This window comes from Chryseolinea lacunae, assembly GCF_016735595.1.
Taxonomy (GTDB): domain Bacteria; phylum Bacteroidota; class Bacteroidia; order Cytophagales; family Cyclobacteriaceae; genus Chryseolinea; species Chryseolinea lacunae.
On record NZ_JAERRB010000003.1, the window covers coordinates 660,235 to 686,529 of the forward strand.

26 protein-coding genes are annotated in these 26,295 nt (G+C 49.3%); 13 read left to right on the forward strand and 13 right to left on the reverse strand.

All coding sequences use genetic code 11. The features are described from left to right. Nucleotides 1-11: 11 nt before the first annotated feature. Nucleotides 12-734: a LytR/AlgR family response regulator transcription factor gene (locus JI741_RS12045; protein ID WP_202009625.1), complete on the forward strand. Its 723-nt coding sequence runs from the start codon at nucleotides 12-14 to the stop codon at nucleotides 732-734. A gap of 13 nt (nucleotides 735-747) precedes the next feature. On the opposite strand, the gene JI741_RS12050 is transcribed toward JI741_RS12045, so the two are convergent. The 5 genes from JI741_RS12050 to JI741_RS12070 all read right to left on the reverse strand — a co-directional run bounded on the left by JI741_RS12050 (nucleotide 748) and on the right by JI741_RS12070 (nucleotide 7,298). Next, nucleotides 748-1,719 carry a Gfo/Idh/MocA family protein gene (locus tag JI741_RS12050; RefSeq protein ID WP_202009627.1) on the reverse strand — a complete coding sequence of 324 codons (972 nt, stop codon included), beginning with the start codon at nucleotides 1,717-1,719 and terminating at the stop codon, nucleotides 748-750. Between the two features lie 34 nt (nucleotides 1,720-1,753). Then, nucleotides 1,754-3,076, reverse strand: coding sequence for a sigma-54-dependent transcriptional regulator (locus JI741_RS12055; RefSeq protein ID WP_202009629.1), 1,323 nt, complete (start codon nucleotides 3,074-3,076; stop codon nucleotides 1,754-1,756). Nucleotides 3,077-3,148: 72 nt separating this feature from the next. Further along, a complete protein-coding gene (locus JI741_RS12060) occupies nucleotides 3,149-4,330 on the reverse strand; it encodes an SMI1/KNR4 family protein (RefSeq protein ID WP_202009631.1) in 1,182 nt (393 codons plus the stop codon). After that, nucleotides 4,282-6,957, reverse strand: coding sequence for an FtsX-like permease family protein (locus JI741_RS12065; RefSeq protein WP_202009633.1), 2,676 nt, complete (start codon nucleotides 6,955-6,957; stop codon nucleotides 4,282-4,284). The genes JI741_RS12060 and JI741_RS12065 overlap by 49 nt, the downstream gene beginning before the upstream one ends. Continuing rightward, a complete protein-coding gene (locus JI741_RS12070) occupies nucleotides 6,954-7,298 on the reverse strand; it encodes a PadR family transcriptional regulator (protein WP_202009635.1) in 345 nt (114 codons plus the stop codon). The genes JI741_RS12065 and JI741_RS12070 overlap by 4 nt, the downstream gene beginning before the upstream one ends. A 252-nt stretch (nucleotides 7,299-7,550) precedes the next feature. On the opposite strand from JI741_RS12070, the gene JI741_RS12075 reads away from it, so the two are divergent. Then, the gene (locus JI741_RS12075) at nucleotides 7,551-8,075 is read left to right on the forward strand and encodes a DinB family protein (protein ID WP_202009637.1); all 525 of its coding nucleotides are present in this window, start codon (nucleotides 7,551-7,553) and stop codon (nucleotides 8,073-8,075) included. A 48-nt stretch (nucleotides 8,076-8,123) separates the two neighbouring features. On the opposite strand, the gene JI741_RS12080 is transcribed toward JI741_RS12075, so the two are convergent. Beyond that, the gene (locus tag JI741_RS12080) at nucleotides 8,124-8,726 is read right to left on the reverse strand and encodes a hypothetical protein (protein ID WP_202009639.1); all 603 of its coding nucleotides are present in this window, start codon (nucleotides 8,724-8,726) and stop codon (nucleotides 8,124-8,126) included. 156 nt (nucleotides 8,727-8,882) lie between these two features. Between JI741_RS12080 and JI741_RS12085 the strand changes: the two genes are divergently transcribed. Both JI741_RS12085 and JI741_RS12090 read left to right on the forward strand, forming a co-directional pair. Continuing rightward, a complete protein-coding gene (locus tag JI741_RS12085) occupies nucleotides 8,883-9,308 on the forward strand; it encodes an SRPBCC family protein (RefSeq protein WP_202009641.1) in 426 nt (141 codons plus the stop codon). 17 nt (nucleotides 9,309-9,325) lie between these two features. After that, entirely contained in the window at nucleotides 9,326-9,622 is a 297-nt protein-coding gene (locus JI741_RS12090) for an RNA polymerase alpha subunit C-terminal domain-containing protein (protein ID WP_202009643.1), read from the forward strand. A gap of 64 nt (nucleotides 9,623-9,686) precedes the next feature. On the opposite strand, the gene JI741_RS12095 is transcribed toward JI741_RS12090, so the two are convergent. The 4 genes from JI741_RS12095 to JI741_RS12110 form a co-directional block, all read right to left on the reverse strand. Then, nucleotides 9,687-10,133, reverse strand: a complete 447-nt coding sequence (locus JI741_RS12095; protein ID WP_202009645.1) for a DUF2188 domain-containing protein — start codon at nucleotides 10,131-10,133, stop codon at nucleotides 9,687-9,689. A gap of 221 nt (nucleotides 10,134-10,354) precedes the next feature. Further along, nucleotides 10,355-11,332, reverse strand: coding sequence for a hypothetical protein (locus JI741_RS12100; RefSeq protein ID WP_202009647.1), 978 nt, complete (start codon nucleotides 11,330-11,332; stop codon nucleotides 10,355-10,357). 54 nt (nucleotides 11,333-11,386) lie between these two features. Continuing rightward, nucleotides 11,387-12,325 (reverse strand): YihY/virulence factor BrkB family protein, encoded by a 939-nt coding sequence (locus JI741_RS12105; RefSeq protein WP_202009649.1) that lies wholly within the window; start codon nucleotides 12,323-12,325, stop codon nucleotides 11,387-11,389. Between the two features lie 83 nt (nucleotides 12,326-12,408). Next, complete coding sequence (locus JI741_RS12110) at nucleotides 12,409-12,876, reverse strand: GNAT family N-acetyltransferase (protein ID WP_202009651.1); 468 nt, start codon at nucleotides 12,874-12,876, stop codon at nucleotides 12,409-12,411. 683 nt (nucleotides 12,877-13,559) lie between these two features. Here JI741_RS12110 and JI741_RS12115 point away from each other — a divergent pair. The 6 genes from JI741_RS12115 (at nucleotide 13,560) to JI741_RS12140 (ending at nucleotide 19,262) form a co-directional block, all read left to right on the forward strand. Further along, on the forward strand, nucleotides 13,560-14,201 hold the full coding sequence (locus tag JI741_RS12115) for a DUF4047 domain-containing protein (RefSeq protein WP_202009653.1): 642 nt from the start codon (nucleotides 13,560-13,562) through the stop codon (nucleotides 14,199-14,201). Nucleotides 14,202-14,204: 3 nt separating this feature from the next. Beyond that, the gene (locus JI741_RS12120) at nucleotides 14,205-15,170 is read left to right on the forward strand and encodes a coiled-coil domain-containing protein (RefSeq protein ID WP_202009655.1); all 966 of its coding nucleotides are present in this window, start codon (nucleotides 14,205-14,207) and stop codon (nucleotides 15,168-15,170) included. Nucleotides 15,171-15,209: 39 nt separating this feature from the next. Next, a complete protein-coding gene (locus JI741_RS12125; protein ID WP_202009657.1) occupies nucleotides 15,210-16,976 on the forward strand; it encodes an OmpA family protein in 1,767 nt (588 codons plus the stop codon). 19 nt (nucleotides 16,977-16,995) lie between these two features. Then, the gene (locus tag JI741_RS12130) at nucleotides 16,996-17,784 is read left to right on the forward strand and encodes an ABC transporter permease (protein ID WP_202009659.1); all 789 of its coding nucleotides are present in this window, start codon (nucleotides 16,996-16,998) and stop codon (nucleotides 17,782-17,784) included. After that, nucleotides 17,781-18,578 (forward strand): ATP-binding cassette domain-containing protein, encoded by a 798-nt coding sequence (locus JI741_RS12135; RefSeq protein ID WP_202009661.1) that lies wholly within the window; start codon nucleotides 17,781-17,783, stop codon nucleotides 18,576-18,578. The genes JI741_RS12130 and JI741_RS12135 overlap by 4 nt, the downstream gene beginning before the upstream one ends. A 279-nt stretch (nucleotides 18,579-18,857) precedes the next feature. Beyond that, a complete protein-coding gene (locus JI741_RS12140) occupies nucleotides 18,858-19,262 on the forward strand; it encodes a hypothetical protein (RefSeq protein ID WP_202009664.1) in 405 nt (134 codons plus the stop codon). A 173-nt stretch (nucleotides 19,263-19,435) separates the two neighbouring features. Here JI741_RS12140 and JI741_RS12145 read toward each other — a convergent pair whose 3' ends face one another. Genes JI741_RS12145 through JI741_RS12155 form a run of 3 tightly spaced genes read right to left on the reverse strand, consistent with a single transcriptional unit; the run spans nucleotide 19,436 to nucleotide 23,910 of the window. Then, nucleotides 19,436-21,808, reverse strand: a complete 2,373-nt coding sequence (locus JI741_RS12145; protein WP_202009666.1) for a hypothetical protein — start codon at nucleotides 21,806-21,808, stop codon at nucleotides 19,436-19,438. After that, nucleotides 21,805-22,869, reverse strand: coding sequence for a S8 family peptidase (locus tag JI741_RS12150; protein WP_202009668.1), 1,065 nt, complete (start codon nucleotides 22,867-22,869; stop codon nucleotides 21,805-21,807). Before JI741_RS12150 ends, JI741_RS12145 begins: the two co-directional genes overlap by 4 nt. Beyond that, nucleotides 22,870-23,910: a hypothetical protein gene (locus tag JI741_RS12155; protein ID WP_202009670.1), complete on the reverse strand. Its 1,041-nt coding sequence runs from the start codon at nucleotides 23,908-23,910 to the stop codon at nucleotides 22,870-22,872. It lies immediately after the preceding gene. Between the two features lie 483 nt (nucleotides 23,911-24,393). Here JI741_RS12155 and JI741_RS12160 point away from each other — a divergent pair, with 483 nt between their 5' ends. The 3 genes from JI741_RS12160 to JI741_RS12170 are packed head-to-tail and all read left to right on the forward strand — an operon-like array spanning nucleotide 24,394 to nucleotide 26,289. Further along, on the forward strand, nucleotides 24,394-24,852 hold the full coding sequence (locus JI741_RS12160; RefSeq protein WP_202009672.1) for a hypothetical protein: 459 nt from the start codon (nucleotides 24,394-24,396) through the stop codon (nucleotides 24,850-24,852). Between the two features lie 9 nt (nucleotides 24,853-24,861). Beyond that, entirely contained in the window at nucleotides 24,862-25,509 is a 648-nt protein-coding gene (locus JI741_RS12165; protein ID WP_202009674.1) for a hypothetical protein, read from the forward strand. A 9-nt stretch (nucleotides 25,510-25,518) separates the two neighbouring features. Further along, nucleotides 25,519-26,289 (forward strand): sensor histidine kinase, encoded by a 771-nt coding sequence (locus JI741_RS12170; RefSeq protein WP_202009676.1) that lies wholly within the window; start codon nucleotides 25,519-25,521, stop codon nucleotides 26,287-26,289. The last annotated feature ends 6 nt before the right edge of the window (nucleotides 26,290-26,295 follow it).

The window sequence follows — 26,295 nt, forward strand, 5'->3', positions numbered from 1 at the left end:
CCTGTGCCGAGATGCTGAAATGTGTGATCATAGATGACGAACCGCTGGCCCGCGAGTGCATTGCAAACTATGTGAAGGAAGTGAATTTTCTACAGCTTGTGGGCACGGGCACAAACCCGATGGACCTGACGCGCATTGCAGACGAACAACCGGTCGACCTCGTGTTTCTCGATATAGAGACCCCCGTCATCAACGGCATCGAGTTTTTGAAAATGACGCCCAACCCTCCCATTGTTATCATCACCACGGCCTATCCCAGCTATGCCCTCGAAGGATTTCAATTGGACGTGCTCGACTATCTGGTTAAACCAATCACCTTTAACCGGTTTTTTAAAGCGATAAACAAAGCAAAAGACTATCATCAACTCTTGCACAATGCAACCGGCAGCACACCCAAAGCCGACGCGATCGACTATTTTTTTATTAAGTGTGACTATAAATACGAGAAGATCTATTTCGACGACATTCTCTACATCCAGGCAATGCAAAACTACATCACCATTCACACGCAAAAAGGAAAATACATCACGTTGCTTTATCTGAAAAGCATCGAAGAAAAACTGGACGCCAGCGCATTCATCCGCGTGCACAAAAGCTACATTGTTTCCATCCCTAAAATTGAAGCCATCGAAAACAACGACATCGTCATTCAAACACATCGCATCCCCATCAGCCGGAACTATCAGACCGAAGTGTTAAGCAAAGTGGTGAACGACCGGTTGTGGAAGAAGTGAGATCGTGTCACTTTCACGAAAGTGTTTTATCCATCATGCGAAGGGTGACGAGAGCTTCGTCTAGCGAACAGGGGTTGGGGCCTTCGCCTCTGAAGTATTTTGTGACCGATTCAATCATGGGCAACTGAATGTTCACCGGGAAATTCATAGCCACCGTGTCGGTGCCTTTGTCCGTTACTACATGCAGGTCGGAGTTGATAAAGAATGAAAACCGAAGCTTCCCCTTTTCGCCGACAATTTCACAAACATCCTCCCGCGAATTTTCAGCTACATTAAATGCCCAGATTCCCTGAAACAGAATGTCGTTTCGGAAGCTGGCATCAATCGTGGTAACATCGGGAGCATTGTACAGCCCAGCCTGGTTGAACGAGCGACCTGAAGACGACACCGGCTCACCAAACAACCAATACAGAATGTCGAGCTGATGCGGCGACAGATCGTGAAACAAACCGCCACCCGACAAGCTCGGGTCCAGTCGCCATGGCTCCTGGGTGTTTGTGTATTTCTGTTTGGGTTGCTGAAGCACGCTGATCCGAACAAAACGAATCTTCCCAATCACATTCTTCTCCAGTAAATTTTTCACTGTAGTGAAAAGCGGAAGTGCGCGCCGATAGTGCGCCACGGAAACTTTGTTGTTATACTTTTTTGCAAGCGCAATCATTCGCGCGCACGAAGCGCTATTGATGGTGACAGGTTTTTCAACATACACCGGCTTGCCCGCTTTGAGCGCTTCTTCCACATACTGTTCGTGGGTCGATGGCGGCGTGGCCACATAGATGGCATTCACCTCGCTGTCGTTGATCAACTGAGATGCATCGCTATAGAATTTTGGAACGTGATGACGTGCCGCATAGTCTTTAGCCTTGTCGGCATCGCGTCGCATCACGGCAACCAGCGACGAGTTGTTCACCTTATTAAACGCCGGTCCGCTTTTCACCTCGCACACATCGCCGCAGCCGATAATTCCCCAGTTGATTTTGTTCATGGTTGTTCAGGTTAAGAAGGTGTTGCCTACGCGATCAGAGTTCGTAGTCTTTTATTTTTTGATAGAGCGTGGTGAGGCCGATGCCCAGCAGCTTGGCCGTTTGTGTTTTGTTGCCACCGGCATGTTCCAGCATTTTTTTGATGTGCTGTTTTTCTACCGACGCAAGGTCCAGGGCGGTGTTGTTCACGAGGGTTGTGTTGAATTCGGATGGGAGCACGGTGGCATCGAGTTCGCCGTCGGAAAGAATGATGCTGCGTTCAATCACGTTTTTTAGTTCGCGGATGTTTCCTTTCCACACGTGTTGTTCCAGTGCCTGGATGAAGGCCGGCTTCACAACGGGTTCGCGTTTGTTTGTTTTCAATGAAAACTGGGTCACAAAAAAGTTAGCCAGCAACGCGATATCGTCGCGGCGGTCGTTCAACGAAGGCAGGGCGATGGTGAAAACCGAAAGCCTGTAGTACAAATCTTTTCGAAAATGTCCGGCCTCCGATTCCTGCGCCAGGTTCCGGTTGGTGGCGGCCACAAAACGGACGTTCACTTTTCGGGGTTTGCTTTCGCCCACCCGATAGAACTCGCCCGTTTCAAGAACGCGCAGGAGCTTGGCCTGAAGGTCGATGTTCATCTCGCCGATTTCGTCGAGAAACAACGTGCCTTCGTGCGCTTCTTCCACGTAGCCCTTCTTAGATTTTGTAGCACCGGTGAATGCGCCTTCCGCATGACCAAACAATTCGCTTTCCAAAAGATCTTTGGGAAACGCGCTGCAGTTGAGTGCCACAAACGCTCTGGCTGCACGTGGACTGCCATAGTGAATGGCTTGCGCAAAAACTTCCTTGCCCGTGCCCGTCTCGCCGAGCAGCAACACACTCGTGTCGGTGGCCGCCACTTTTTGGGCGAGCAACACGGCCTCTTTCAGCGCTTTGCTTTTGCCCAGGATGTTGTCGAAACCAAATTTGTCCTGCAGGCGCTGCTCCAGGTTGAGCACACGTTGCTGGAGTTTCGCTTTTTCAGAAGCTTTGCTCAGCAGTGGAATTATTTTTTCCTGGTGGTCGCCCTTGGTGAGGTAGTCGAACGCGCCGTTCTTCATGGCCTTCACGCCGTCTTCGATGGTGCCGTAGGCGGTGAGCACAATCACTTCCACACCCGGGTGTTCCTGCTTTATTTTTCCGGCAAGGTCCACACCGTTGCCATCGGGAAGTTTCACGTCGGAAATGACCACGTGAATGGTTTCCTTTTGCAAAACCCTGAGCCCCTCTTTTGCCGTGCCGGCCTGAAAAACGGCATAGCCCTCCAACTCCACCACACGGGCCAAAAGTTTTCGAAGATTGTCTTCGTCGTCAATGATCAGGACGTTGCTCACACTTTTTTTGCCACAAAAGTACGCGATTTTAACAATCTTCTCGCTGGCCCCAGGCTAACGGTTGGATCGGTGTCAAGATAGCTTCGCCAGGAATTTGATAAAGCTTGGCGAGTAGCAGTCAAACTTCCAGGTGCCGGCACCATGCATGGCCGTATATACCGGTGCATCGCCATCTTTGATTGCCGCTAGATCGAGGCAATATGGGTCGCCGCCATCGTCGGCAATCACAACATAATGCTCCGGCCAATCTTTTAACGTAGCGTGAGTTTCTCCGTGTATGGCGTAGCCGATTTGGCGTGCTATCAACTCGCTGGCGCCGTAGAGCGACAACCCGCCTTGAATAAACTTGCGACTCTCTACGAAGACATGTAAGGGTGAATATCTTTCCAGGAACATATCGTAGTGTTCTGGCAGGGTCCATTTTTTTCGGATGTCAATAAGATCTTTGGCGTTGGCCGCCACCAGCCAGTTCGAAGGGCTGGAAAGGTCCTGATATTTTGCGCGTTGCCGGGCCAGTTTTGTTTCCAGTTTGGCTACTGTTTTTTCAAGCAATGTGTAAGGCGCATTCAGCGAAGGATGTGTTTCCGGAATACTGTAGCCTTTACCATCTGCATAGCCGTTCCGTTGCCACTCAAGTACTTCGGTGAAGCGAAGGGCGTCAATTTTCCAATGGCCGGGATCTTCGGGCAAGCCTCGGTCGAAGTGTTGTTTGCTGTATTGCGCAAGACTTTTTATGGCCTTCGCGCGCGTTTCTAATGCATGTTCGGAGTTCAACGTGATGGCAATGATTGCGTCGTATGACTGTTTCCCTTTTGTGCTGAGTAAACCATCAATGCCGTAGTAGGTTAACGCCGGAACGGTTACAGCCCACTCAAAAAAAACCGCATACCTGTTTTCATTTTCTTTCATCAGACTGACAATGTCTGACATCAGGAATTCGCGCCAGTGTAAAATTTTCCCCTCACGCACATACTGCATCAATATAGCAATGACCTCTTCGCGTTCTTTTTCGCCAAATAACTTTAAAAGTTTCGCTTTTTTAGTAGAGAATTTAACACCGTCGGATTCCAGAAACAAGGCTTGTTTCAACGTGTCGAGCGTGTCCTTTTTTGCCATAGCGAATCGTGAGTATTTTGAGCGCAATGCAAAGTATGCAGTTGGTTTTGAAATTACAATGAGACATTTTCCAGGTCGTGTCAACAACGCTATTCCATCTTCAAAGCGTCTACCGGTTTGGCCCGCGCGGCGCGCCATGTTTGTGAACCAATGGTGAGCATGCCCAATGCAATGAGGATGAGGATGGCCGACACCAGTATTCCCAACCCAAACTCAACACGGTTTGGAAGCGTTTGCAACCACAGGTTGTTTGCAAAATAGCTGAGGGGTGCGCCGATGAAAATGGACAACAGCACAATCTTCATAAACTCTTTTGACAACAGCAGCGCAATGCTTTTGTCGCCCGCACCCATGGTTTTGCGAATGCCCACTTCTTTTGTTCTGCGCTCGGCCGAATAGGTGGCCATGCCCAACAAACCGAGACACGCAATGGTGACGGCCAGGAAAGCGATGAACCCGAGTATCGACACCAGGTCGAAAATGCCGGCTTGCATACCCGCCAGTTGATCGTCGAAGAACTCGTAGTGAAAGGCGTGCACGTTGTCGATGGTCTTCCATTTTTGTTCGAGCTTGGCCACCGTGCCCATCACGTCGGGCGAAATAATTTTTATGTTGGCGTAGTGATAGTTGGCCGTATTGCGCATGGCCAGTGGCTCCACTACGTCGGCATTGAGCAACAACTTGAAACGGAAGTCGCGCACCACACCCACCACTTCCCACAGCTCTTTGCCCCAGGCCGATTCAAACGCTTCGCCCACAATGTCGGCGGGAGTGGCGTAGCCCATTTGCTTCACAAAGGCTTCGTTCACCAGGATGAATCGTGCAGACGAAGTACCAGCCGGCAATTTTTTTCCAGCCAGCAACTTCAACTCCAGGTTGTCGGCAAAGTTCTCGTCGGTTTGAAGGAGGCCCACGCTAAAGTAATCGCCGGTAGCATTTACTTTGCGTAGCTGGCAGTTGTCGTTCCGGTTGGTGGCCGGAATGATGTCGGTGGCCGAAATGGTAGACACTCCCTGCACTGTGCCAAACACGTGCGACACCTTTTCGTAATCAGCACCTTGCAGCTCAACATTCACGATGTTGTGTGAAGCAAAACCATAGTCGAACGCCAGATAATGTTTGAATTGCTGATAGATCAACAACGACGTGGTGATGAACAACAGCGACACCACAAACTGCGACACACTCAATACTTTGCGAAGCCCCAGTTTGCCGTGACCAGCGTTGCCCGAATTTCGCAAAGCTTGGATGGGCTGGTAGGTCGAGAGCTTCAGCGCCGGATAGGCACCGGCAATAATTCCCACCACCAGCGCAAAACAGACAAACGCAACGTATACGCCGGGCGTCATGGGAAGCTCAAAGTTCAGAAATTGATTCACCCAAAGTCCTTTGAACGCGTTGGCGATAAAGATCAACATCACCCCGGCCATGACGAGCGCGAGGAGCGAGGTGAGAATTGACTCACTGAGAAACTGCGTCAGCAATGCACGTCGGGTGGCGCCCGTCACTTTTCGCACGCCAATTTCTTTGGCCCGTGTCAACGCGCGTGCTGTCGACAGGTTTGTGTAGTTCACACAGGCCAACACCATGATCATGATGGCGAGACCTCCCAGAAAAAAGTATCCTATGCGCGGCAGGCGATTGTCGGTGTCGTTTCCTTTCAGATCGAGTTGAACTTCGGGAAGCGATTGTGTGAGGAGCTTAAAATCTTTGGTGGTTTCGGACGTGAAATTTTTATACTTGCGAATGGCCAGATCCTGCAGCGCCGCATCGAGCTCGTCGCGTGTGTGATCCGGGTGCAACAGCACATAGGTGTAGGTTCGGTAAAAGCCTTCCCAGTTGTTGCTTTGATCTTCCATCTTCTTTTCGGCAATCAGTGCCGTTTGGGTCGAGGCCGAAATCAGTGCATCGAACACGAGATGCGATTTGTAGTTTGATTCGTCGATCACCCCGGTCACGGTGAATGTTCCCCACGCAACCGCCGGGCTGCCGGTGCCGTCGTGCCTTAGCGGAAACGACAACTGGCGATCGGAGAAGTCGAAGGTTTTGCCCAGCGCATTTTCATTTTGAAATAATTGCTGCGCCAGTGCACGACTGATGATGACAGAATAGGGTTGTGTGAGCGCCGTTTTTTTATCGCCCTGAATCAACTCGAAATCAAACACGCGAAACAAAGCGCCGTCGGCAAAATAGCCCCGCATGTCGGCCGTGCGTTGTTGATAGACTGCGTCGCCGCCAAAGCCCGGTGTGAGGTTCACCGTTTCTTCGGCAACCGGATACTCGGCTTTGAACGTGCTGGCGAGCGGAAATGCTGTGGTGGCGTATGACTGCCGCGAATTTTTATAGTTCGACAACACGCGATAGATGCGGTCTTTCTTTTCATGAAAGGCGTCGTATTGCGATCGGTCGCCCAACATCAGAATGATGAGCATGCACACCGACATGGCCACGGCCAGGCCAAACACGTTGATGAACGAGAACACTTTATATTTAAGAATGTTCCGTATGCTGACGGTGAAGTAATTTCTGAACATAGAATAAGGATTAATGAAATAGAAAGGTTGAAAGGGCCGCATCATAGACGGCCTGAAAAGCAACAGCACATCGATCATGAACCGACGATTGGCGTGTCCTTTACCTCGGGCTTGAACACGCTGTTGATAAAGCTCATGCAAATCGCCCTCGATGGGCGCAACCAAATCGCGATGACAAAACCAGCGAAAGAAACGAAGCATGAAACGGGGCGGCTGAGGCGATGAGTTCATAGGCCGATCATTTTTGTTTGCAACGCCATTTTTGGAATGGAAGCCCACAGCGAATCGCGCGTTTCTTTGGTGTGTTCCAGCGCGCGCTTGCCCAACGCCGTGATGGTGAAGAAACGTTTGGGGCGGCCCGCGCGCTCCTGCGTAGCCTCTCCCTCCGACGATTTGAGATAACCCTTTTCTTCCAGTCGTTTCAATGCCGACTGCAACGCGCCAACACTCACCTTGCGCGCCAACCGCGTTTCAATTTCCAACTTCACCGACACGCCATAAGCATCGGGAAACAAAACGCCTACCGTGAGCGTCACTACTTCTTCAAATTCGCCCAGCTGATATTTTTTCATCGCGAATAATTAATTCCTAATCGTAGTAATAATATTTGTGCCAGGATTAAAAACGCCCTGTTTGAGTTCTAAAACGCGGTTTGCACCCCACAACGTTGTTCGTAATTGAACAACGCCGAACGGTCGCGCGCGAAATGAAAGGGGAATGGTTTGGGATTTTTTCAGAATAATTTTTAATGCCCAAACCATGCTGACATAAGGTTGTCACCACTGCTCCTTTATTTTGAGACATAGAAAATAACCCCACGATATATGAAACCGGAAACTTTAGAAAACCCCACCCTGAAAAAACAACCTGTCGTATTCACCCCCGAAACCTTGCTCGAACACTGGCAGGGACATCGCCGCGTAAGCCGTCGTGTGTTGGAAGTTTTTCCCGAAGACAAACTGTTCACCTACTCCATTGGCGGTATGCGCACCTACGCGATGCTGACCATGGAAATGATTCGCCTCGCCGTGCCTGGTCTGCAAGGCGCTGTCACAGGCAAGTGGGCAAACATGGACGATCTGTTTGGTGAAAAAGCCCCCACGCCTCCCACCACTAAAAAAGAACTGCTGGAGTTGTGGGATAAATCTACCGACATGATCAACCAACTCTGGACACAAATGCGCCCACAACGTTTCCAGGAAGAAGAAGCGGCCTTTGGCATGTTCATGGGCACCATCACGTCGAGTCTGTTCTATCTCATCGACAACGAAATTCACCACCGTGGCCAAGGGTACGTATACCTCCGCTCGTTGGGCATTGAACCGCCTGCTTTCTGGGATAGAAATTGAACGTGATCAGAAAAGAAAAAAGACTGTCGTAATCGACAGTCTTTTTCATTAATACTTTGTTATAATTTCTGATGTTTCAGTCGCAAGGCAACAGCGAGGACAACCAAAACACAAAATCCGCCAAGGAGAATTTTTGTTGAGGAAGGTATTTTTTTGCGGCTGTTCGGGTATTAGTATGTGAGAAAGCGTGCCGCCGCAGATACCGGAGGTACGGTATGGAGGTTCGCTGAAATTTGGTTTAAAATTGAAAACCCAAAACTTGTCGTGATAGTTAAGGTATGAACGAACATTCTGTTTTTTACAAATGGAGAATAGACTAACCAGGGTACCGTACTTTGCGTCATCTTTAAATGTGAATTCGATTCCTTTTGAAGAATCCGGGTCATTCATTAGATCTTGGATGGCAAGTTGTGCGTCCTTCAGTTTAATTGCGTCCTCGTCCTTATTCCCGGTGAGTGTGATATGCTCGAATTTTTTATTCACATATTTAAATGGACTGTAGTCGGCATCTCGCGGATCCCAATAGTTAACCTCCAACACGCGCAGTTTTGCAGGAAAAGGTCCGAGGCTGAAGAAAAGAAATACGGCAAACAGGGATAGACCCACAATACCAACAGACTCCTGGAAACCGATTTTTTTGAATGCCGGCATAGATCTGAATTTCTTCTACTAATTCCGCAACAACGCTAAAGTCACACCGGTGTCGCAATCGACCCTGAAAAAAGTCGTTTTCTGCCAACGCGTGGCGTAAATTCTTGTTCTATGTTTGTATTGTCAACAGCAACATAACCCTAAAAACATACCATCATGGAAACTGCAACCAAAACCCAGATCACTGTAGAAGCGCTTGTGAAAGCCCCTGTAGAAAAAGTATGGAAGTATTGGAACGAACCCCAACATATCAAACAATGGGCTTTTGCTTCCGACGAGTGGCACGCACCTTTTGCCGAGAACGACGCGCGCACCAATGGCAAATTCAAAACCACCATGGCCGCCAAAGACGGCAGCATGAGCTTTGACTTCGAAGGCGTTTATTCGCACGTGGAACCCAACAAGGTGATTGAATATGATATTGCCGATGGACGCAAAGTGAAAATCACATTCACCGCGCAGGGCTCCGAAACCAAAGTGACCGAAACCTTTGAAGCCGAGGGCACAAACCCAATCGAAATGCAACGCGGTGGCTGGCATGCAATTTTAGACAACTTCAAAAAACACACGGAAGCAAACTAATATGTACGTAGCGCATTATGTCTTCTGTGAACAAAAACCTGCGTATTTGCCAGAAGGGACATAGGTATTATAAAAGTACAGACTGCCCAACCTGCCCAATCTGTGAGCAGGAGCGAGCTCCTAAAGAAGGCTTCTTGTCTACCCTTGCCGCTCCGGCGAGGCGCGCGTTGGAAAGTGCAGGCGTCAAGACCGTGCATCAGTTGTCCAGCCTAAGTGCGTCGGAAGTTTTATCGTTACACGGCATGGGGCCGGGCAGTATGAAGAAATTAGCAGAGGCCCTGCACGCCAAAGGCCTTTCATTCCGAAAGAAATAAGCAAAAAAACGGCGCGACGAATTTGGATAACATCCATCGTCGCGCCGTTTCAGTTTAGGGTATTTTAGTGTGTTGCTTTTGCTGCTCGCTTTCGCGGATTATACGAAATACGTTTTTCAACCCTTCCAGACTTCTGTTGTATGGTGAGCGAGGCATTTGCACTTCGCGCTTCGCGTCGGGCCTGGCGCACGGCGTCTTTTTTGGTGCGAAAAATTTTTTCTACTTTCTCTTCGCCTTCCACCTTAATGGCCCATTCCTTTTCGTGCGGAACAACATAGCGGTCTTCGCCATGGTGTTTCACGTCGGTGATGTTAGATGTGTCGGGATTGTCTACTTTCAAATCGTGATTTGCGGCCCAGTCTTTGGCACGACTGATGCCGGTGGCAATGGCGATGCCTTCCTCCATATCTCGTTCTTCGAGCAGGGCGTTGGCAATGTCTATCGCTTTGTCGCGAACCCGCTCCGGAAGATTTTTCATGGAGTCGGGATAGTTCGATGTTGTCCAAGGCATGATTTTTTTGTTTAGTGTTTTTACAAAAGTTTTTCAGCGCGATACATGGGACGCGCATAGGCCAAGGGGATGCTTATTTTTCCACAAAATTTTTACCAATCCGAAATGTGCGCTTCACGCTAAAATAACGGTAAATTAACATGCTGTGCTGTGTCAAAAATCCACACCAGGCGGAATGGGTGACACAGTCGGCAGTTCAAGAGGTGTCGAGCCGATAGCAACTATTTCAAGTACTTCACAGCCTTTTTAAAATTCATGATGTTGGATGTGATGCCGGCGCTGAGCTGGGTGAGTTCGCCGTTGAGATAATAGATGTTATAGTAATCCTGACCGCGATAGAACCGCATAAAGAATGCAACTTCATCAAACCACTTGGGATAATATTTATAAGTGATGTCAATCACAAGGCGATGCGACATGTCCAAGGGGCTGGCACCATTCATCTGGCCCATGATCCAGCCCGCTTTCAACTCAAGACTGGATTGCTGAAGCCACCGGTTCACGGCATCGTCTTTTCGTTTTCGCATAGGACCGATGAAACCCGCTTTGGCATAGAGACGATAGTAACCATAGTTATCGTTCATTTCGTTGATCGACCAACCCGGCGGATGCCACTCCAGCCACGCTTTTATTTCGCGTATGGAAAAATTGTTCTTGCCCAGTTTTTCGAGGTGGTAGGACGACACACCAATTTCCAGGAAGTTGGTGGCAAAGTTTCCGTTTTCAAGATTCACGTTGCGTGTGGTGTCGGGACTATAGAACGATCCGTCTTGTCCGTTGGAATGATGCGCAACGGATGCATACCAGAGCGCGTTTCGGTAGAACAGCTTCTTCAAGAACGATGTTTGCCAGAATTTGATATCGTGATAGTACGTGACATATACCTTATAGCTTGGATTTCGGATGGGCATTGACTTCCGGTCGAGCATGCGGATCTGCACCTGCGGATTGAGTACAAGTGCCCACGAACGTTTTTGTCCCGTGAAAAAATAGCTCGGCGACAATCGCGATTCGAAGATGAGCGGCTCCAGATTTCCCAGGCCGCTGCCAAACGTGATATAACTCTGCTCGCGGTTGGCGTTCACCATCGTCAGAAACTTTTGATGCTCAACAGAATTCTCAAGCGTGTCTACCTGGCCCATGGCGAAGTGGCCAACCAAAAGCAACGTGAAAAAAAAACTGAATGATTTCGCTGACATACGGAAGACCGTAAACGGCCGGAGGGTAGTGGTATACATGACGATTAGTGGGGATTAAACTTTCACAGATTTCACTGGCGGTCGTCCCATTCCTTTTGTGACCACCTGTTGTTCGTATTTGTCGCCCAGTTTTCCGGGGCGAATAACATGCCCGATGGCTTTGGAATATTCAAACGTGAAGGATGCGCCAAAGTAAAGGATGAACGAGCAATAGAAAATGAGCAGCAACACCATGGCGATACCGCTCGATGGCCCAAAGAGCTGTCCTAGTTTGCCGTTGGCCAGCAAATGCGTGAGCACAATGCGACCCAATAGAAACAACGTGCCCGTAAATAGCCCACCGGCAAAGGCAACTTTCCACTGCACCTTGGCCTCAGGCATGAAGCGATACACAAACGTGAGCCAGGTCGAGATGAGCGCAATGGAAAAGATGACGTTAACACCTTCATAAAGAACCGTGGAAACCTTGTGGTTGACGCCCGACAACGAGAGCTGGAAAGCATCCATGCCCTTGTCGATCAGCAAGGTGAAAAGAAACAACACGCCAATCAGCAGGATCATGACAATTTCGATGAGGCGTTCCTTGAGGTGATAGGGAAACTTTTGAGCAGGCTTTTTCTGGATGGACCACAGCTGGTGAATGGATTGGCGAATGGCGCTGAGCAAGGTAGTAGCAATGAAGTAGAAAAAGATGCTGAGGGCAACCGTGATCCAGACATTTGTTTCCAGCGACAAGAAATTTTCCACAATTCGGCGGATGCCGTGTGTAGATTTTTCCCCAAACACTATGTTTATTTTGTCGAACAGCTTAGGAAGAATCACCTTTTCGTCGAGGAGCAGACTGAGCAGGTGACTTAGGATGATGAGAATGGGCGACAAGGCAAAGGTGGCGAAAAACGCCGTCGCTGCCGATAACAACAACGGATTGGCGTTACTCAACAGGTGATAGGACTTCTTCAGAAGCTCGAAAATCTTTCGGCTTTTCAACAGCATGCGCTTGGGGTATGATGCCAGGTATGCAATGAACCTGCCACCTTCTCACCCCATGGCGGCAATGCTGGGGAACGGCCACCTCATTATTCAAGCTTCAGCACCATTTTCACATCGGCCGTTTCGAAGGGTGAGTCTTGCAGGGGCACATGCTGAAAGCCATAGCGTTCATAAAGCTTCAGCGCCGTTTGCAGCTTGGTGCTGCTGAACAGCTCGATCTTTTCCGCACCAAGTTCGCGCGCTTTCTGAATGCAGATTTCGATGAGCGGTTTGCTCAGGCCTTGTCCGCGATAGTCTACCGCCACGGCCATCTTGGCCAGCTCATACACACCTTTGTGTTCTTTCATGATGGCAGACGAACCAATAACTTTTCCGTTGTCTACAGCCAGAAAAATGAAGCCGCCTTCGTCGAGGATGTGTTTCCGTGGATCGTTCAACACATCAAGGTCGCGTTGTTCGGTGAGGTTGTGCAGATCGAGCCACTCCAGATTCAACGCTTTGAAGTCGGGTTGATGCTGGTCTTCGTAGGGAATGATGGTAAAAGAGGGTTTCATAATTTTTTTAGCGTACACGAAAATAAAAAAATCGATGCGTTTGTCATCTATGTTTGCATAATATATATGAGTGATTTATGCAGAGACAAGAAGCGATAAGGTTGCATCGCCATTCATTCGCGCAGCAACGCATAAACCAAAATGAGTATGAATGCTTTGCAAACCACCACCAACAACACACCTACTTGCAATGACGTTGCGCGCGTATTGCAACCTTATTACACATTGCGAATCATTGCGGCACAAGGGCAACCGTTGTCAATACAATTCATAAATGCCACAAATTGAAGGCGTCTACCGTTTGCGTTGCTTGCGGCGTTTGCGAAAATGTTATTCATGTATTTAGCAATCATTCTACAAGTGTTGTGTGAAATATTTATTTGATTGAAACACTGCATCCATTTCCTACGCGCAGCGTTTATTCTTTCAATTTCCATCACACCAAGAAAATGACAAGCGCACCGCCTGCCAACTCTTAAGCCTGCACAAGGCACATCTCTTCGAAAAGGTTTATTGCAAACAATATCCTTCAGGCGAAAAGGCTTGTGCATGACTCCTTTTGACCAATAGTTTCCGACACCAGAAAACGTATGGCCCAACGGCTGCCATACCGGTCGGATACTGCCCTGATCAACGCGATCCGAAGTTTTTCTTTTTTCTATTTCACTTAACCAAAAAAAAGCATGGCTAATCTTTTTAAGAAAGCTATGGGCCTCTTTGTCGAGTTCGACGAAGACCCCCAACGGCATGTGTCACCGGCAGCGAATGCGCCCATGGACCCGCGTCCACCGGCAAGGGCTGTGTTGAACGATGAAGAGCTCGACAAATTTGAAAAGCACTTCGAGAAGTTGTTCGATCAGCAAAACCTGCCGGGTCCCGACTACTACGAGTTCATGAAAATGATGGAGACACTCGAGGTTCACATCAAGGATGAGAACGCGAGGATCTCAGCAACGTATGCAGCACTGGCCATTCAAGGCTTGACAAAAGAAAAACTTGTCGAGACGGCAAATGTGTATCGGCAGCTTATCGATCAGGATCAGGCGCAGTTTGAAAAAAGCGCGCAAGACAAACTCGACAGAGACATCGGTCAGAAAGTGATGGAGGTGAAGCAGCAGGAAGAAACCATTGCACGCCACGCCGAAGCCATTCAGAAGCTGACAAAGGAAATCACGGAAGCACAGCAAGCCATGGCAAAGCTGAAGGGAACAATTGCCGTGGAGGAAGAAAAGCTGAGCAAGAACAAACAGGGCTATCGCGTAGCGTGCGAGGCCATGACACGAAAGATTGTAGACGACATAACCAAAATTCAAACAAACCTATAAACTATGGAGACACAAATTTTTCCTGCAGACGCACAACAGCTAAAGTCCTACTGGAAGCGACCGGGTGGAAAATTCGGAACGCTGGCCGCCCTCGGCATCTTCGCCGCCGTGGGCTACTATGTGCTGCCGATTCTGACCCGCATCGTGTGGAACACGCTGAACTTCGGCATCGCCCTGGCGTGTCTTGGAGTTTTTCTCTACTGCATCACACACCGAAAGTTTCGGCTGAGTCTTTTCTACTTCTATGAAATTCTCATGAAGAAGCTGGTGGGTGTGGTGATCGAACTCGACCCGTTCATCATTGCCGAAGACTACATCAACGACATGCAGGACGAACGCGAGAAGCTCTACAAGCAAGCCACTGATGTGGACGCGCAGAAGGAGAAAATCCACGCCAAGATCAGCGAGAAAGAATCGGAGATCAGCAAACTCATGACCAAAGCACAGGTGGCGCGCGAACGAAACATGATGCCCGAGTTGGGCAATGCCACGCGGCAGATCGGACGGTTGAATGAATACATCAAACAACTGACGCCGATTCATGAAAACCTGTCGCGCATTGGCGACTACCTCACCAAGGTGCACAAGAACAGTGCTTACCTGATTGAGGACGCCAGAAATGAGCTGGAGCTGAAGAAGGATCTGTATAAGTCGGTGACGTCGGGCAACCGGGCGTTGACCTCGGCACTCAAAATCTTTAAGGGCGACCCCGAGAAGAAATTGATGGTAGAGCAGTCGATGGAATTTTTGAAGGAAGACATTGCGAGCAAACTGGCCAACATGAAAAAGGCCATCAGCTACTCGTCTGACTTTATGAAATCGATAGACCTCGACAACGCCACCTATGAAAAAGAAGGCTTGAAGATGCTGGACCAGTTTAACCCGGACAGTGAATTCAAACTGCAACGATCATCACAACACCACGCGCCCGACAACAACAGCGGTGGCTATGGAGATCTTTTGAAATAACAATATCATTTAAACCAAGCAACATAAACCAAAACAAGTATGTCAGTAAAAGTTAAAACATCCGGAAAAGTATTCATGATTGTGATTGTGCTCGCGGGCATCTTCGCCGCCAAGGTGTGGTGGTGGGACAAGCGCCCGCAGGAAGCAAAACAGTCGCACGAGATTGGCCGCGTGTCGTTGCCCGACGCGCCCGAAGCTTCGCTGGCCGGACAGGCTGTGATGTTACCCTTGCCTTCGCCAAAAGAATCGGTGAACGGTGGAACAAAAATCGTGTGGAAGATCATGGCGTGGAACTCGCAGTTCCCGCTCATGTATGCCAACGGTGGGGCACGCACCACACAGGGGTCGCTGCTCGACAAATCGAAGCTGCAAGTGGAGATCTCGCGACAGGACGACTGCTTCAAGTCGCTGGCCGACGTGGTGAAGTTTGCACAGGACTATAAGAATAATCCTTCGACCCCCGGTGTGTTTGCGTCCTTCATGGGCGATGGTATGCCCGCGTTCTTTGCTTCATTGTCGAAAGAGCTTGAGCCTCTTGGTCCCGAGTATCAACCGATTGCTTTCTATGCCATGGGTAAGTCGTATGGTGAGGACCAGTTGATGGGTCCTGCAGACTGGAAGAAAAATCCTTCGTCTGCTTTGGGTAAAACCGTGGCCTGTGTGCTGCGCGACGGCGACATGAACATCTTGTTGAAATGGGCGGGCGACAACAACCTGCGCGTGAACCCTGATGAAACTACCTACGACAACGAAGCCATCAATTTGATTGCGGCCAACGACTTTCTGGATGCCGGTAACAAATACATCGCCGGTTATAAAGAGAAGAGAAAGATTGTGAAGAACGGTCAGAAGCTTAGCGAGGAGATTACCGTGGGCGTTGACGCCGTGGCAACCTGGACACCCTGCGACGTGAACATCGCGCAACAAAAAGGTGGACTGGTGACCATCGCCAACACAAAACAGTATGCGTCGCAGATGCCGAACATCACGATCACCATTAAGAAGTTCGCCTACGACCACCGCACTGACATGGAAAATCTGATTATGGCCCTGAGCCAGGCGGGCGACCAGGTGAGATCATTCAACGAAGCAAAGGCGTTTGCTGCAAAAGTTTCGGCGCAGGTCTATAACGAACAGAGCGCCGACTATTGGTTGAAATACTACAACGGTGTGACGGAAAAAGACATGCAGGGCATCAACGTGACACTGGGTGGCTCGATGGCCTTCAACCTGCAGGATGCTGCCAACATGTTTGGTCTTGGCAAAGACGGCATCGATCGCTACAAGATTGTGTACACCACCTTCGGCGACATTTTGTCGAAGATGTATCCTGAGTATATGGCAACGTATCCTCAATACAGTCAGGTGATCGACAAGTCGTTTCTGATGTCGGTGATCGCGAACCACAGCGAGCTGATGGAAGGCAAGGCGTTGCAGGTTTCGTATTCGAACGAGATCACCAGCGAGGTGTCGTCGAAATCGTATCAGATCCAGTTCGAAACGGGGAGTGCCGTCATCAAGCCGGAGTCGTATAAGCTGCTCGACGAAATTCTGCAGAGCTCGGTGGTAGCCGAAGGTTTAAAAGTAGGTGTGTATGGTCACACCGACAACGTGGGCGGCATGGAGTCGAACCAGAAACTCTCTGAAGACCGTGCCAACTCGGTGAAGAGCTACCTGCTGAGCAAAGGTCTGGCCGCTGCGCGTATCGAGTCGAAAGGTTTTGGTTCAACCAAACCTGCGGCCGACAACGCCACGGCTGCGGGTCGCGCAAAGAACAGACGTGTTCAGATTGCCCTGGGTGAATAATTTAAAAACAACAACGTCAATGGATACGATTCGTAAAATTTTCAGTCCGTTGACCCAGATCAAAGGCCGCACCTCCATAACGCTGGTCGTTATGGAGGCCACGGCGGCCCTGGTGGCCTGGGAGCTGTTCGGGCAGCATGGCTTGATACCGACGCCATCGAAGATCTTGATGGCAGCGTGGAAAATTGTGACCTCGGCTTTTTTTGCCGACAACCTGTTCAGCAGCCTGGCACTCACCTTCACCGGCATGGGCATTTCCATTGTGGTGGCACTGCTGGTGAGCTACCTCTCGCTGATCCCGGTGTTTGCGCCCGTGGCGCGGTTCATCGTGAAGTGTCGTTACCTCACGCTCACAGGCTTGATCTTTTTGTTCACCCTGCTCACGCAGGATGGACATCAGCTGAAGCTCAGCCTGCTCATCTTTGGCATCGTGCCGTTCTTCGTCACGTCGTTGTTGTCCATCATCGACGCCATCAATGTGCAGGAATACGAGCTGTGCAAAACGTTGCGCATGAACAACTGGCAAACGCTGTGGGAAGTCGTGATTGTGGGAAGGCTTGATCAGGTGTTTGAAGTGATGCGACAAAACTTTGCCATTGCCTGGATGATGATCACCATGGTGGAAGGGCTCAGCATGTCGGAAGGTGGTTTGGGAACGATGCTCATCAAGTCGAACAAGTACATCGACCTGGGCACGGTGTTCGCCATCCTCGTCATCATCTTCGCGCTGGGTGTGTTTTTCGACAGCGTGTTGAAGCACTTGCGGCATTGGCTTTTTCCTTACACTAAACTGCAGACACGCGCATGAACTATACAAAGAACGAAGTGCTCATCGATGTGAAGGAGGTGAACCTCACCTACGACAAAGTGATTCTTCGCGACATCAACTTCCGCATTCAAAACATTGTGCGGCCCGGCATGAACCAGGGTCAGGTGGTGTCGCTCATCGGGAGAAGTGGCATTGGCAAGACACAGCTTTTTAAAATCCTGGCGGGGCTGGTGAAACCCAATAGCGGAACGGTGATGGTGGGCGTGGACCAACACCCTGTTGAGGCCGGAGAGGTGGGCATTGTGTCACAGAACTACATCCTCTTCAATCACCGGTCTGTGCACGACAACCTTCGGCTGGCCATGAAGCACGACAGTCTTGCGCTCAACGACAAAGACAAGGATGCGCTCATTGCCGATTATGCACAGCGTTTTGCGTTGGAAGAGCATCTGAAAAAATATCCGTTGCAGCTGTCGGGCGGGCAGCGCCAGCGGGTGAGCATCATTCAACAGGTGTTGACGGGCAACCGTTTCATTTTGCTGGACGAACCATTCTCGGGGCTGGATGCGCTCATGATAGACCGGGTGATGGAGTTGCTGACACAGGTGGCCACGTTGCATGAGTTGAATACGCTCGTCATTGTGAGCCACGATGTGGAAAACTCGCTGGCCATATCCGACACGGCCTACATTCTGGCCAAGGAGAAAGAAAAGGAAGGCGCCACGATTACCGAAACGCTCGACCTCATTGAGATGGGGTTGGCGTGGAATGCGGGCATTCGCGAAGACAGTCGCTTTCAACAACTGGTGTCGCAGATGAAGCATAAGATTTAAGAGAACACGTTGTGGGTCAGAAAATGCCGTTAGCCTGTTTCCGTTGTGCGTTATCCGCAGCAGTAGGCTGGAATGTGTTGTGGTGATTTGAAACAGTTGTGTGCCAGCGTTGTCGTTGTTGGTGATAGACCGTTGTGGTGAGCTGTTAGCGTTGTCGGCGAATAACCGTTGTTGGTTAAGCCCGGAGCCCATCCATTGGCGTTTGCGCTGGTGGTGGGCTCTTTTGTTTTGGGATAAAGTTTTAATGCATAACTTCATTGCATGCATAAACCAGGAACGATGAACGCGCGGCTTTTTTTTAAGAATGGATTGAAATATGTTTTCGCCGCTTTGGCGCTTATGCTGACGTTGGATGGAGCTTTGGCGCAGGTTCCGTTTTCGAAAGGCGTGAACCTCACCTCGTGGTTCCAGGCATTGGGACCACGACAGATTCAGTTTACACGGTTCACGCGAAAGGATTTCGAACGCATCAAATCGCTGGGTTGCGACGCGATCAGACTTCCCATCAACCTGCACACCATGACCAGCGGCGCGCCGGACGAGGTCTTCAATTTTTTGGAAACAAGAAAACGAAACGGGTCAGACTTTTTTGATTATGCTCTCCCGGCAAATGGTGGGGAGCATCACAGCGATCGCCGTTCGTCGGAGCGATCTGGTCACTTGAAAGCAGCGCTGTTCAGGTGAAAGGGAAAGCCCATCGTCCAACCACGCGAAACGCGAAGGGAACAGATGGGCTCTGGGTTCAATGTAGAAAAGGAGAGGGACTTTTACAATGGAACCCGGTTACAAAGTCATTAAATACGTCGGTCATTTTTTTTCATCCCTGAATGTGTGGATGCATCACGTTGAAGTCAGCATCACTTTCTTCTTTTCTCAAAACGTCTTTCTTTGTTATAGATATTGAACAAAGGAATGTCGACTGCGAGAAAAGCATTCCATCGCCAATAGGGATTGTCAACAACCGTGTTGCCGCTTTCGTCGATCGAACTCAGACCCGGACCGTATTGTGCACCAAAGCCAAGAGAGAGCGGCAGGTTCCACGGCAGTCCGTAGATGAGATAACCACCGGGCGAAAATATCTGACCAAGTTTGACCTCATAGCTCTTGCTGGTTTTCACATCGGCGGCTGACGATGGCGTTTTGGGAACGGAGTCGTATTTCAATTTGTAGTCAACAATGGCACCAAGGTCGAGCAACGATGCAAAGAGTGTGAACGATCCTCCTTTGCGAAGGCCATAGCTCATGCCAATGCCAATGGGAGCAATGACGCCAAACTTGTCGCTCCACGCTCTTTCCACATCGGTGGTTCGGTTGCTGGTGAGGTAGTAGGCACCGAGATAGGATTGCACGGCCAAGTTCCATTCCGAATTCTTTTTGATGGACGAGCTGCCCACGGGAAGCACGGCGGCTTCGATGATTTGTTCCACTTCGGCCGGTGTTTCTGCGGAAGCAACATTGGCGATGAAGCGACCATATTTGGATATTTCTGGGATCACCTTTGTTAGCTTTGCAAGCCCCTCTTTAGCAGGAGGTGTATTCACAATTTGTTTGTTTGTCGCCGACATGTCGGCTGGAGCCAATGAGGCTGTCAATAGATTAAGATCTTCCGATGAAGTTGATTGATCTTGTTGAGCTTTTTGGAGACGTTTTTTTATTTTTTCATCCGATATTCGTCCGCTATTTACAGCGCGCAACAATGTGTTAACCTCCGCGCGATGAGCAGCGTCTATTCTGGCCAGGTTTCGATTCTCACTGACGATGGTTTGAATCTGGTTGAATATGTCGACAGCATTGGTGATGGCCGCGCTATACTTCTTTTCTGCAACATTTAAATACAGATCGTTTCCGCTTCGGGCTATTTTCACATAGTCGGACGTTACAAAATCGTCGTTGAATAATTTGGCGATGTCAAAACAATATTCGATCACATCAATGCCTTGACTGATGTAGTTGTGAAAGTCTTGCGGCGTGGTGTTTTTGTTGGTGTTGACTTCTTCGAGCGTTACTTTTACTTTTTCTGCCAACTGGATGAATTCAGATAATTTTGATTGGAATAGAATCAAGTTGTCTTTGTTGGCGGCCATCAACTTTCCAAAAGCAATGGTGTCGGGCGCCACCACGAAGCGGATCGAGTCGGATGTGGCATTTGGGAAAATCATTGTCACATGATTCACTTCTTGGTAAACGAGAGCGAGATAGATCTTGAAAGTAGTTTTGTCCTGAACCAGAGCTTTGAGTTCTTTTGACGTGATCCATGGCGATTTCTTCGTGTCCCATTCGGAAGAATCGCGTGTGAGGCTCAGTGAAAAAGTATCTCCCAAGCGAATGCCGTTGCCCATGTTTTCGAGCAAGACCGAAGCGTTGGGATCGTCCCACTCGGAAAGATTTCCCAGTTCGTGAATGATGGTGAGCGGGTGATTTTCTTTTGACTCAAGATCGCTCACAATACGGAGCGTGTGAATGACGATTCTCACTTCCGGAAAATTCTTAAGCAATTCTTTATACTTCGGAAGCTCCAGCACATCGTCGAGGTGAATTGGAAGCAAATCGAGGTCGGCAATAAAGGCCTCCTGCAAAGAGGGCAACATTTCGGGGTAATGGTAGTCGAGCAAATTTTCGAGTGCAATGGTCGTCTTTGGAAACATGACCTGGATTTCGGGGTTGGCTTCTACGCATTTTTTGAAACGGTTAAAAAAAGCGATCGTCAGTTCTTCTTTCGCACGGCTGATCATGAATTGAGAAATGCCTTCGGCGATGTTGGTGACGTCGAGACCACCCAAGGATGAAATTCCAGACTTGACAAGGGCGCCTAGATTTGGTGCGCCCGGACCAAAGAAGGCTTGGGTTGAGCCCGGAAAAATGATTTCTTCCAGGAATGGATTTTTATGTAGAGCGGCATTTAACGCCTCCTCGTTCCCAACATCGCTTGCGCTCACGATTTTGTATTTGACCAGAATAGAAAGCACACTATCGCGCTTCGCCGATCGGATGGCTTGTCTTGACTTTATTAGTGTTGCTAATGCGGCGGTGTCAACAGGTACTTTGGCTCTTGCCCGGGTTATTTCGTCGTCCATTGTTTTCTCGCGCGTTGTAGGGTGTTTCGTAAAGTCTAAATTTTTGCCATCGAGATACTTGGATATAAATTTCGCATCGAGGTACGGTGTCTGCGCATGTAGCGCGCTTGTCGCGGTGAGCAGCAAGAGAATGGAGAGGGTAGCTATTTTTTTCATTTTCTGAATATTTTTAAGGAACCGTCAAATGTATTTTGTGTCAACGCAGGCGCGTTGGTCGTGAGAATGGAGTCGGCACGATCTGGATTTTGATTGGCCTTCTGCCAGGCGCGTATCAAGGCCAGGCTTCCCGAAACAAACGCTGCCGACATGCTTGAACCGCGCAGGTTGTGATAGCCCGTTCCAAAATTTTGTGGCGCCAGGAAATTTATATTCGGCACCACGAAGTCGATTTGCGGATGAACAGGCGTGTCTTGAATAGAAGTCTTTGACATGCTTCCGACGCCCAGCACCAAAGCATCTTTGGCCGGATAGAAAATGCTGTCTGAATAGACAGCCGATTCGTTTTGACCTGCGGCCACCAAAATAATGCCTTGGTTGCTTAATGTTCTCAACGTGTCTTGAAATTCCTGTTTCAGTCCGTCGGTCAATGTGAAACTAACGCTCAGGTTGATCACGTCAGGTTTCACTCGAAATGTGCTGAGCCATTTCAGTCCTGCGAGAATGTTTTTGTCGAGCACACCATTCTTCACAGCTTTCACCACGATGAGCTTGGCCTTGGGAGCAACGCCCACGATTTCGTTGGAAGGATTTTCGCGTGCGGCAATGATGCCCGCCAGAAATGTTCCATGGCCATCGTCCGATTCGTCGTTTTGATCGTCTTCCTTTTTTGTGAAAACATCGAAGCTGGCAAGCACGGCGTCGCCCAAAGCTGCGTGGTTAAAACATCCGGTGTCGACAATGGCCACGACCGATCCTTCGCCCTTTGTGTTTTTGAATTGATCAGGTAGTTGCAGCAGTTGGTTGTAGTCGAATTTCAGTGCCGCCGGTCTAACCACTTCGAGCAACAGGCCCGACATGTTCTCCTGGAAAGCCCCACTCCAATAATAATTCTCCGCCGCATCCTTCAACCAGGTATCGATCCCTTCAAACCGGTCGCCTGCATACAATTTCCCATCCACCTCAACGATGTTGCCGGGGTCGAGAAATTCGAATGTGGGTGCGTTGACGCTGGGTTTGCCCACACGCACATTCAGATGATGTTTAACGGTGACTTTCATTCAGCCCTTGGGAATAATGATGGTCTTTGTGCCGCCGCCGCTTTGCTTCGGGTCGGTAGCCGGTGGCACGGCACCGCGAAGTTTCATGAGCTTGTTCAGCAAGTCAAACCAAAACGGCGCGCCCAGTGAAATGGCGAGGGCGGTAATGATCCATCCGGGAAGCGACCATGCATCGAAGCTATGGTCTTCCCATCCCAAGGCCAGCACTTCGTTCGCATTTTTCAAATCGGTGTTCACCAGGTCGGTGGCCTCTTTCACCAGCTTGTCGGTCCGGATAATCAAACTGTCAAGCGACTGTGTTGCTTTCGTGGTGTCGTTGCCGGCAGCTCGCTGTTGTCTTTCGGCAAGCTCTTCCTTCAAATTCGAGTGTGCTTTCAAATAACCGTCGGCCTGCTGAATGATCTGTTGTCGCAGCTCGGGGTCGTTCGACAGTTTGTCAACAATCTTGACCGTGTCAACATTAAACACACCGGCAATGAACAGTCCCACGAAGAACAAGATGATTTGTGTTCGTTTTTTATACCAGCCTGTGGCGCGCTCCATGGTGTCGTCGAACCATTGCTCCAATGCTGCTCTGAATTTGTCGATGTCGCCCTGGGCATCGGCCCACAGCGATTGCAGAAAGGTGAGTGTTTCACCTCCTGTAATTTTTGAGTCTTGGGAAACGGTGATGCCGCTGTTGAGTGAGGCATCGATGCGCCCTCTGAAATCTTCGCCCGGTTTTGTGCCGGGGCCTTTCAGGATGTCGAGCAATGCCTTGCTGAAATTGCGTGCGGCAATGTAGGCAGGGGTCTTTCCGTTTGTGGGCCCCAGGTATTTAATGAGTGGGGTTTGATAGAACGCCGTGCTCAGCAACTCTTTGGTTTGCCTCACAGAGCCCGTGTCGTCGAGCATTCTTTTGATGGCCTTTTCCAGAACTTTGGCGCGAAGCCGAATGATGTTGGTGGCCAGAATTTCCTGGAGAATGGTGGCCAGCAAACTGTAGAGCAAGTAAACAAAGACAAGCCCGATTACAACGTCCAATGCAACTGATCCGGTCATAGTAGTAGGTGTTTAAAAGAGGTGTTTTTTCAATTAGTTTTATTTTCGAAGCGATATGTCCCAACCTGTGCCGCCGTGTCTTCTGGTGTTTACGCACGTGCGCAAAAACCATCTGACTGAATGTAGAAAAGCACGTACTTTTTTCCTATCGGGCGCCACCACAAATTTGTCTTTGCCGCGCGGCAATCGCAGAAACCAGTGATCTTGTTTTTGCGTGTCAGCCTTTTTCGCCGAAGTGTGTTAAGCAAAAAAACGTTTGAACGCATAACCTTTCCCCCCATTAACAGGGAGGCATTTTGGTATTGCGAGCGTGATGTAAAGGTACCGTTGTGCAGCACTACAGCAAGAGGAAAAAGCAGCAGATTGCACAGGATTTTTCCTGTATGTCAAAATAGAAAAACACGGGATTTCATTTCCGACGATACACCCAAGAAAAATTACGCATAGCTTTATCCTATCGATCAACAAAAACCCTTAACCTCTATGCTTTACAAACTTAACAGCGACACCCCGGCCGAAGCGTTGACTGCGGGCTGCAACCTGAGCACCGAAACCAGCAACAACCAAACGCCCATGCAGACAAACCCTCTGAAGGAGCAGGTTGAAAACTATCGCAAAGTGATGCAGGAAGATTTCAACGTGAAAGAAGAAGTTTTCTTCAACACCATTCCCATCAAGATCAATCACCTGATCTCGTTTGTGTCGAACAACGGCATGGACCTGGCGGGCGTTCGAATCTATATGGCGAAGAAAACACCCGACCCACTGCTCGACGACTATGAACTCATCTTTGTACCTTGCAATGCATTCAGAGATGAAGATGGCAATGTGTTGTATTATCGCGACAAGCTCGGAACGCAAGCCGAAGAAATCAGCAACATCATCACCGTTCAATGCCGTCGTCCTCCCGGATGCCAGCTTGGAGCCCTGTTGTTGCCCTAACGTTTCCCTATGACGCTCGTAAACACGGTTTATGTCATCCTACTGGGCTTTAACCTTTGCATACTGATTTTTAAATGGTATCGCCACGGGCTCGTGATACCATTTAAAATTCTTTTTGCAATTCTTGCCTTTGCCATTGCCCTCGAGCTGGGCGAGGCTATGTTGTTCATGCATTTACCGAACAACCTGTTTCTCTATCACATCTACAACCCACTGGAGTTTACGTTGTACTCTTTGTATTTCATCAACCTGTCGATGTCGCCGCGCATTAACCGCTTTATTTTTGCAGGTATGCCGTTGTTTCTGGTGTTCTCGTTTGTGTGCAGCATATTCATTCAAACCATACAGGTAAACAACAGCTATGTGGTGCTGGCCGAAAGTGTGGTTCTGATTTTCTATGGTCTGTTATATCTGCGCTTTATTAATGTATATCAAATCGAACGCCGTGCCGAAGGGAATCCATACTTCTGGGTCACGCTGGGCATACTTCTTTACTTCACCGGGTCGCTATTCATCGAAGGTTTTTTAAATTTGTTGATGAACGTTGGTGAAGACGTTGCACGGCGGTATTATAAATTGGGATTTGTGTTTAAATACCTGATGTGCATTTTATTTTTGATTGGCATTCTGAAACGAAATCCTCCTGCTTCAACCTAAAGCAACACTGTGGCCGACATCGAGCTTTTCATATTGACCGGCATCATTGTCACGCTCCTCTTCGGGGCATTCATCGTATCGTTTTTATTAGTCAACCAGAAGCGGCATTTCCGCTACCTCCGCGAGAAGGAAGACATCAAAAACACCACCGCGCAAATGCTGTTGCAATCGCAGCTCGAAATAAAAGAACAAACCCTTCAGCACATCTCGCACGAGCTTCACGACAACCTGGGCCAGGTGGCCAGCCTCATCAAAATCAACCTGAACACCCTTCAACTGCACGACGAGCAAAAGGCGCTGCAAAAAATTGAAGACACCAAAGAACTTGTGCGCCAGCTCATCACCGATTTGAAATCGCTTTCGGTGCACCTCAACAGCGACTGGGCAGTGCAGGTTGGCCTGCTGCGTGGATTGGAAAACGAAGTGGAACGACTCAACAAGACGGGCCAGTGGCAAGCGTCATTGAAACAGGAAGGCCCGCTTCCCGACCTTGACGCCAACACCACCATTTTTTTGTATCGCATGGCGCAGGAGATTTTGAACAACACCATCAAACACAGCAGCGGAAAACACGTTGCCGTTTCGCTTTGCACTACGGGAAATTTGTTTACATTAGTATTTACCGACGACGGCGTTGGCTTTGATCCGGAAGAGAAAACGAAGAGCGGAGGTTCGGGATTGATGAACCTGCAACACAGAGCACGGCTCATCCAGGCCACACTGAACATTCAAAGCGCCCCTGCAAACGGTACCAGCATTGCCATTGAATTGCCGCTATAAAAATTT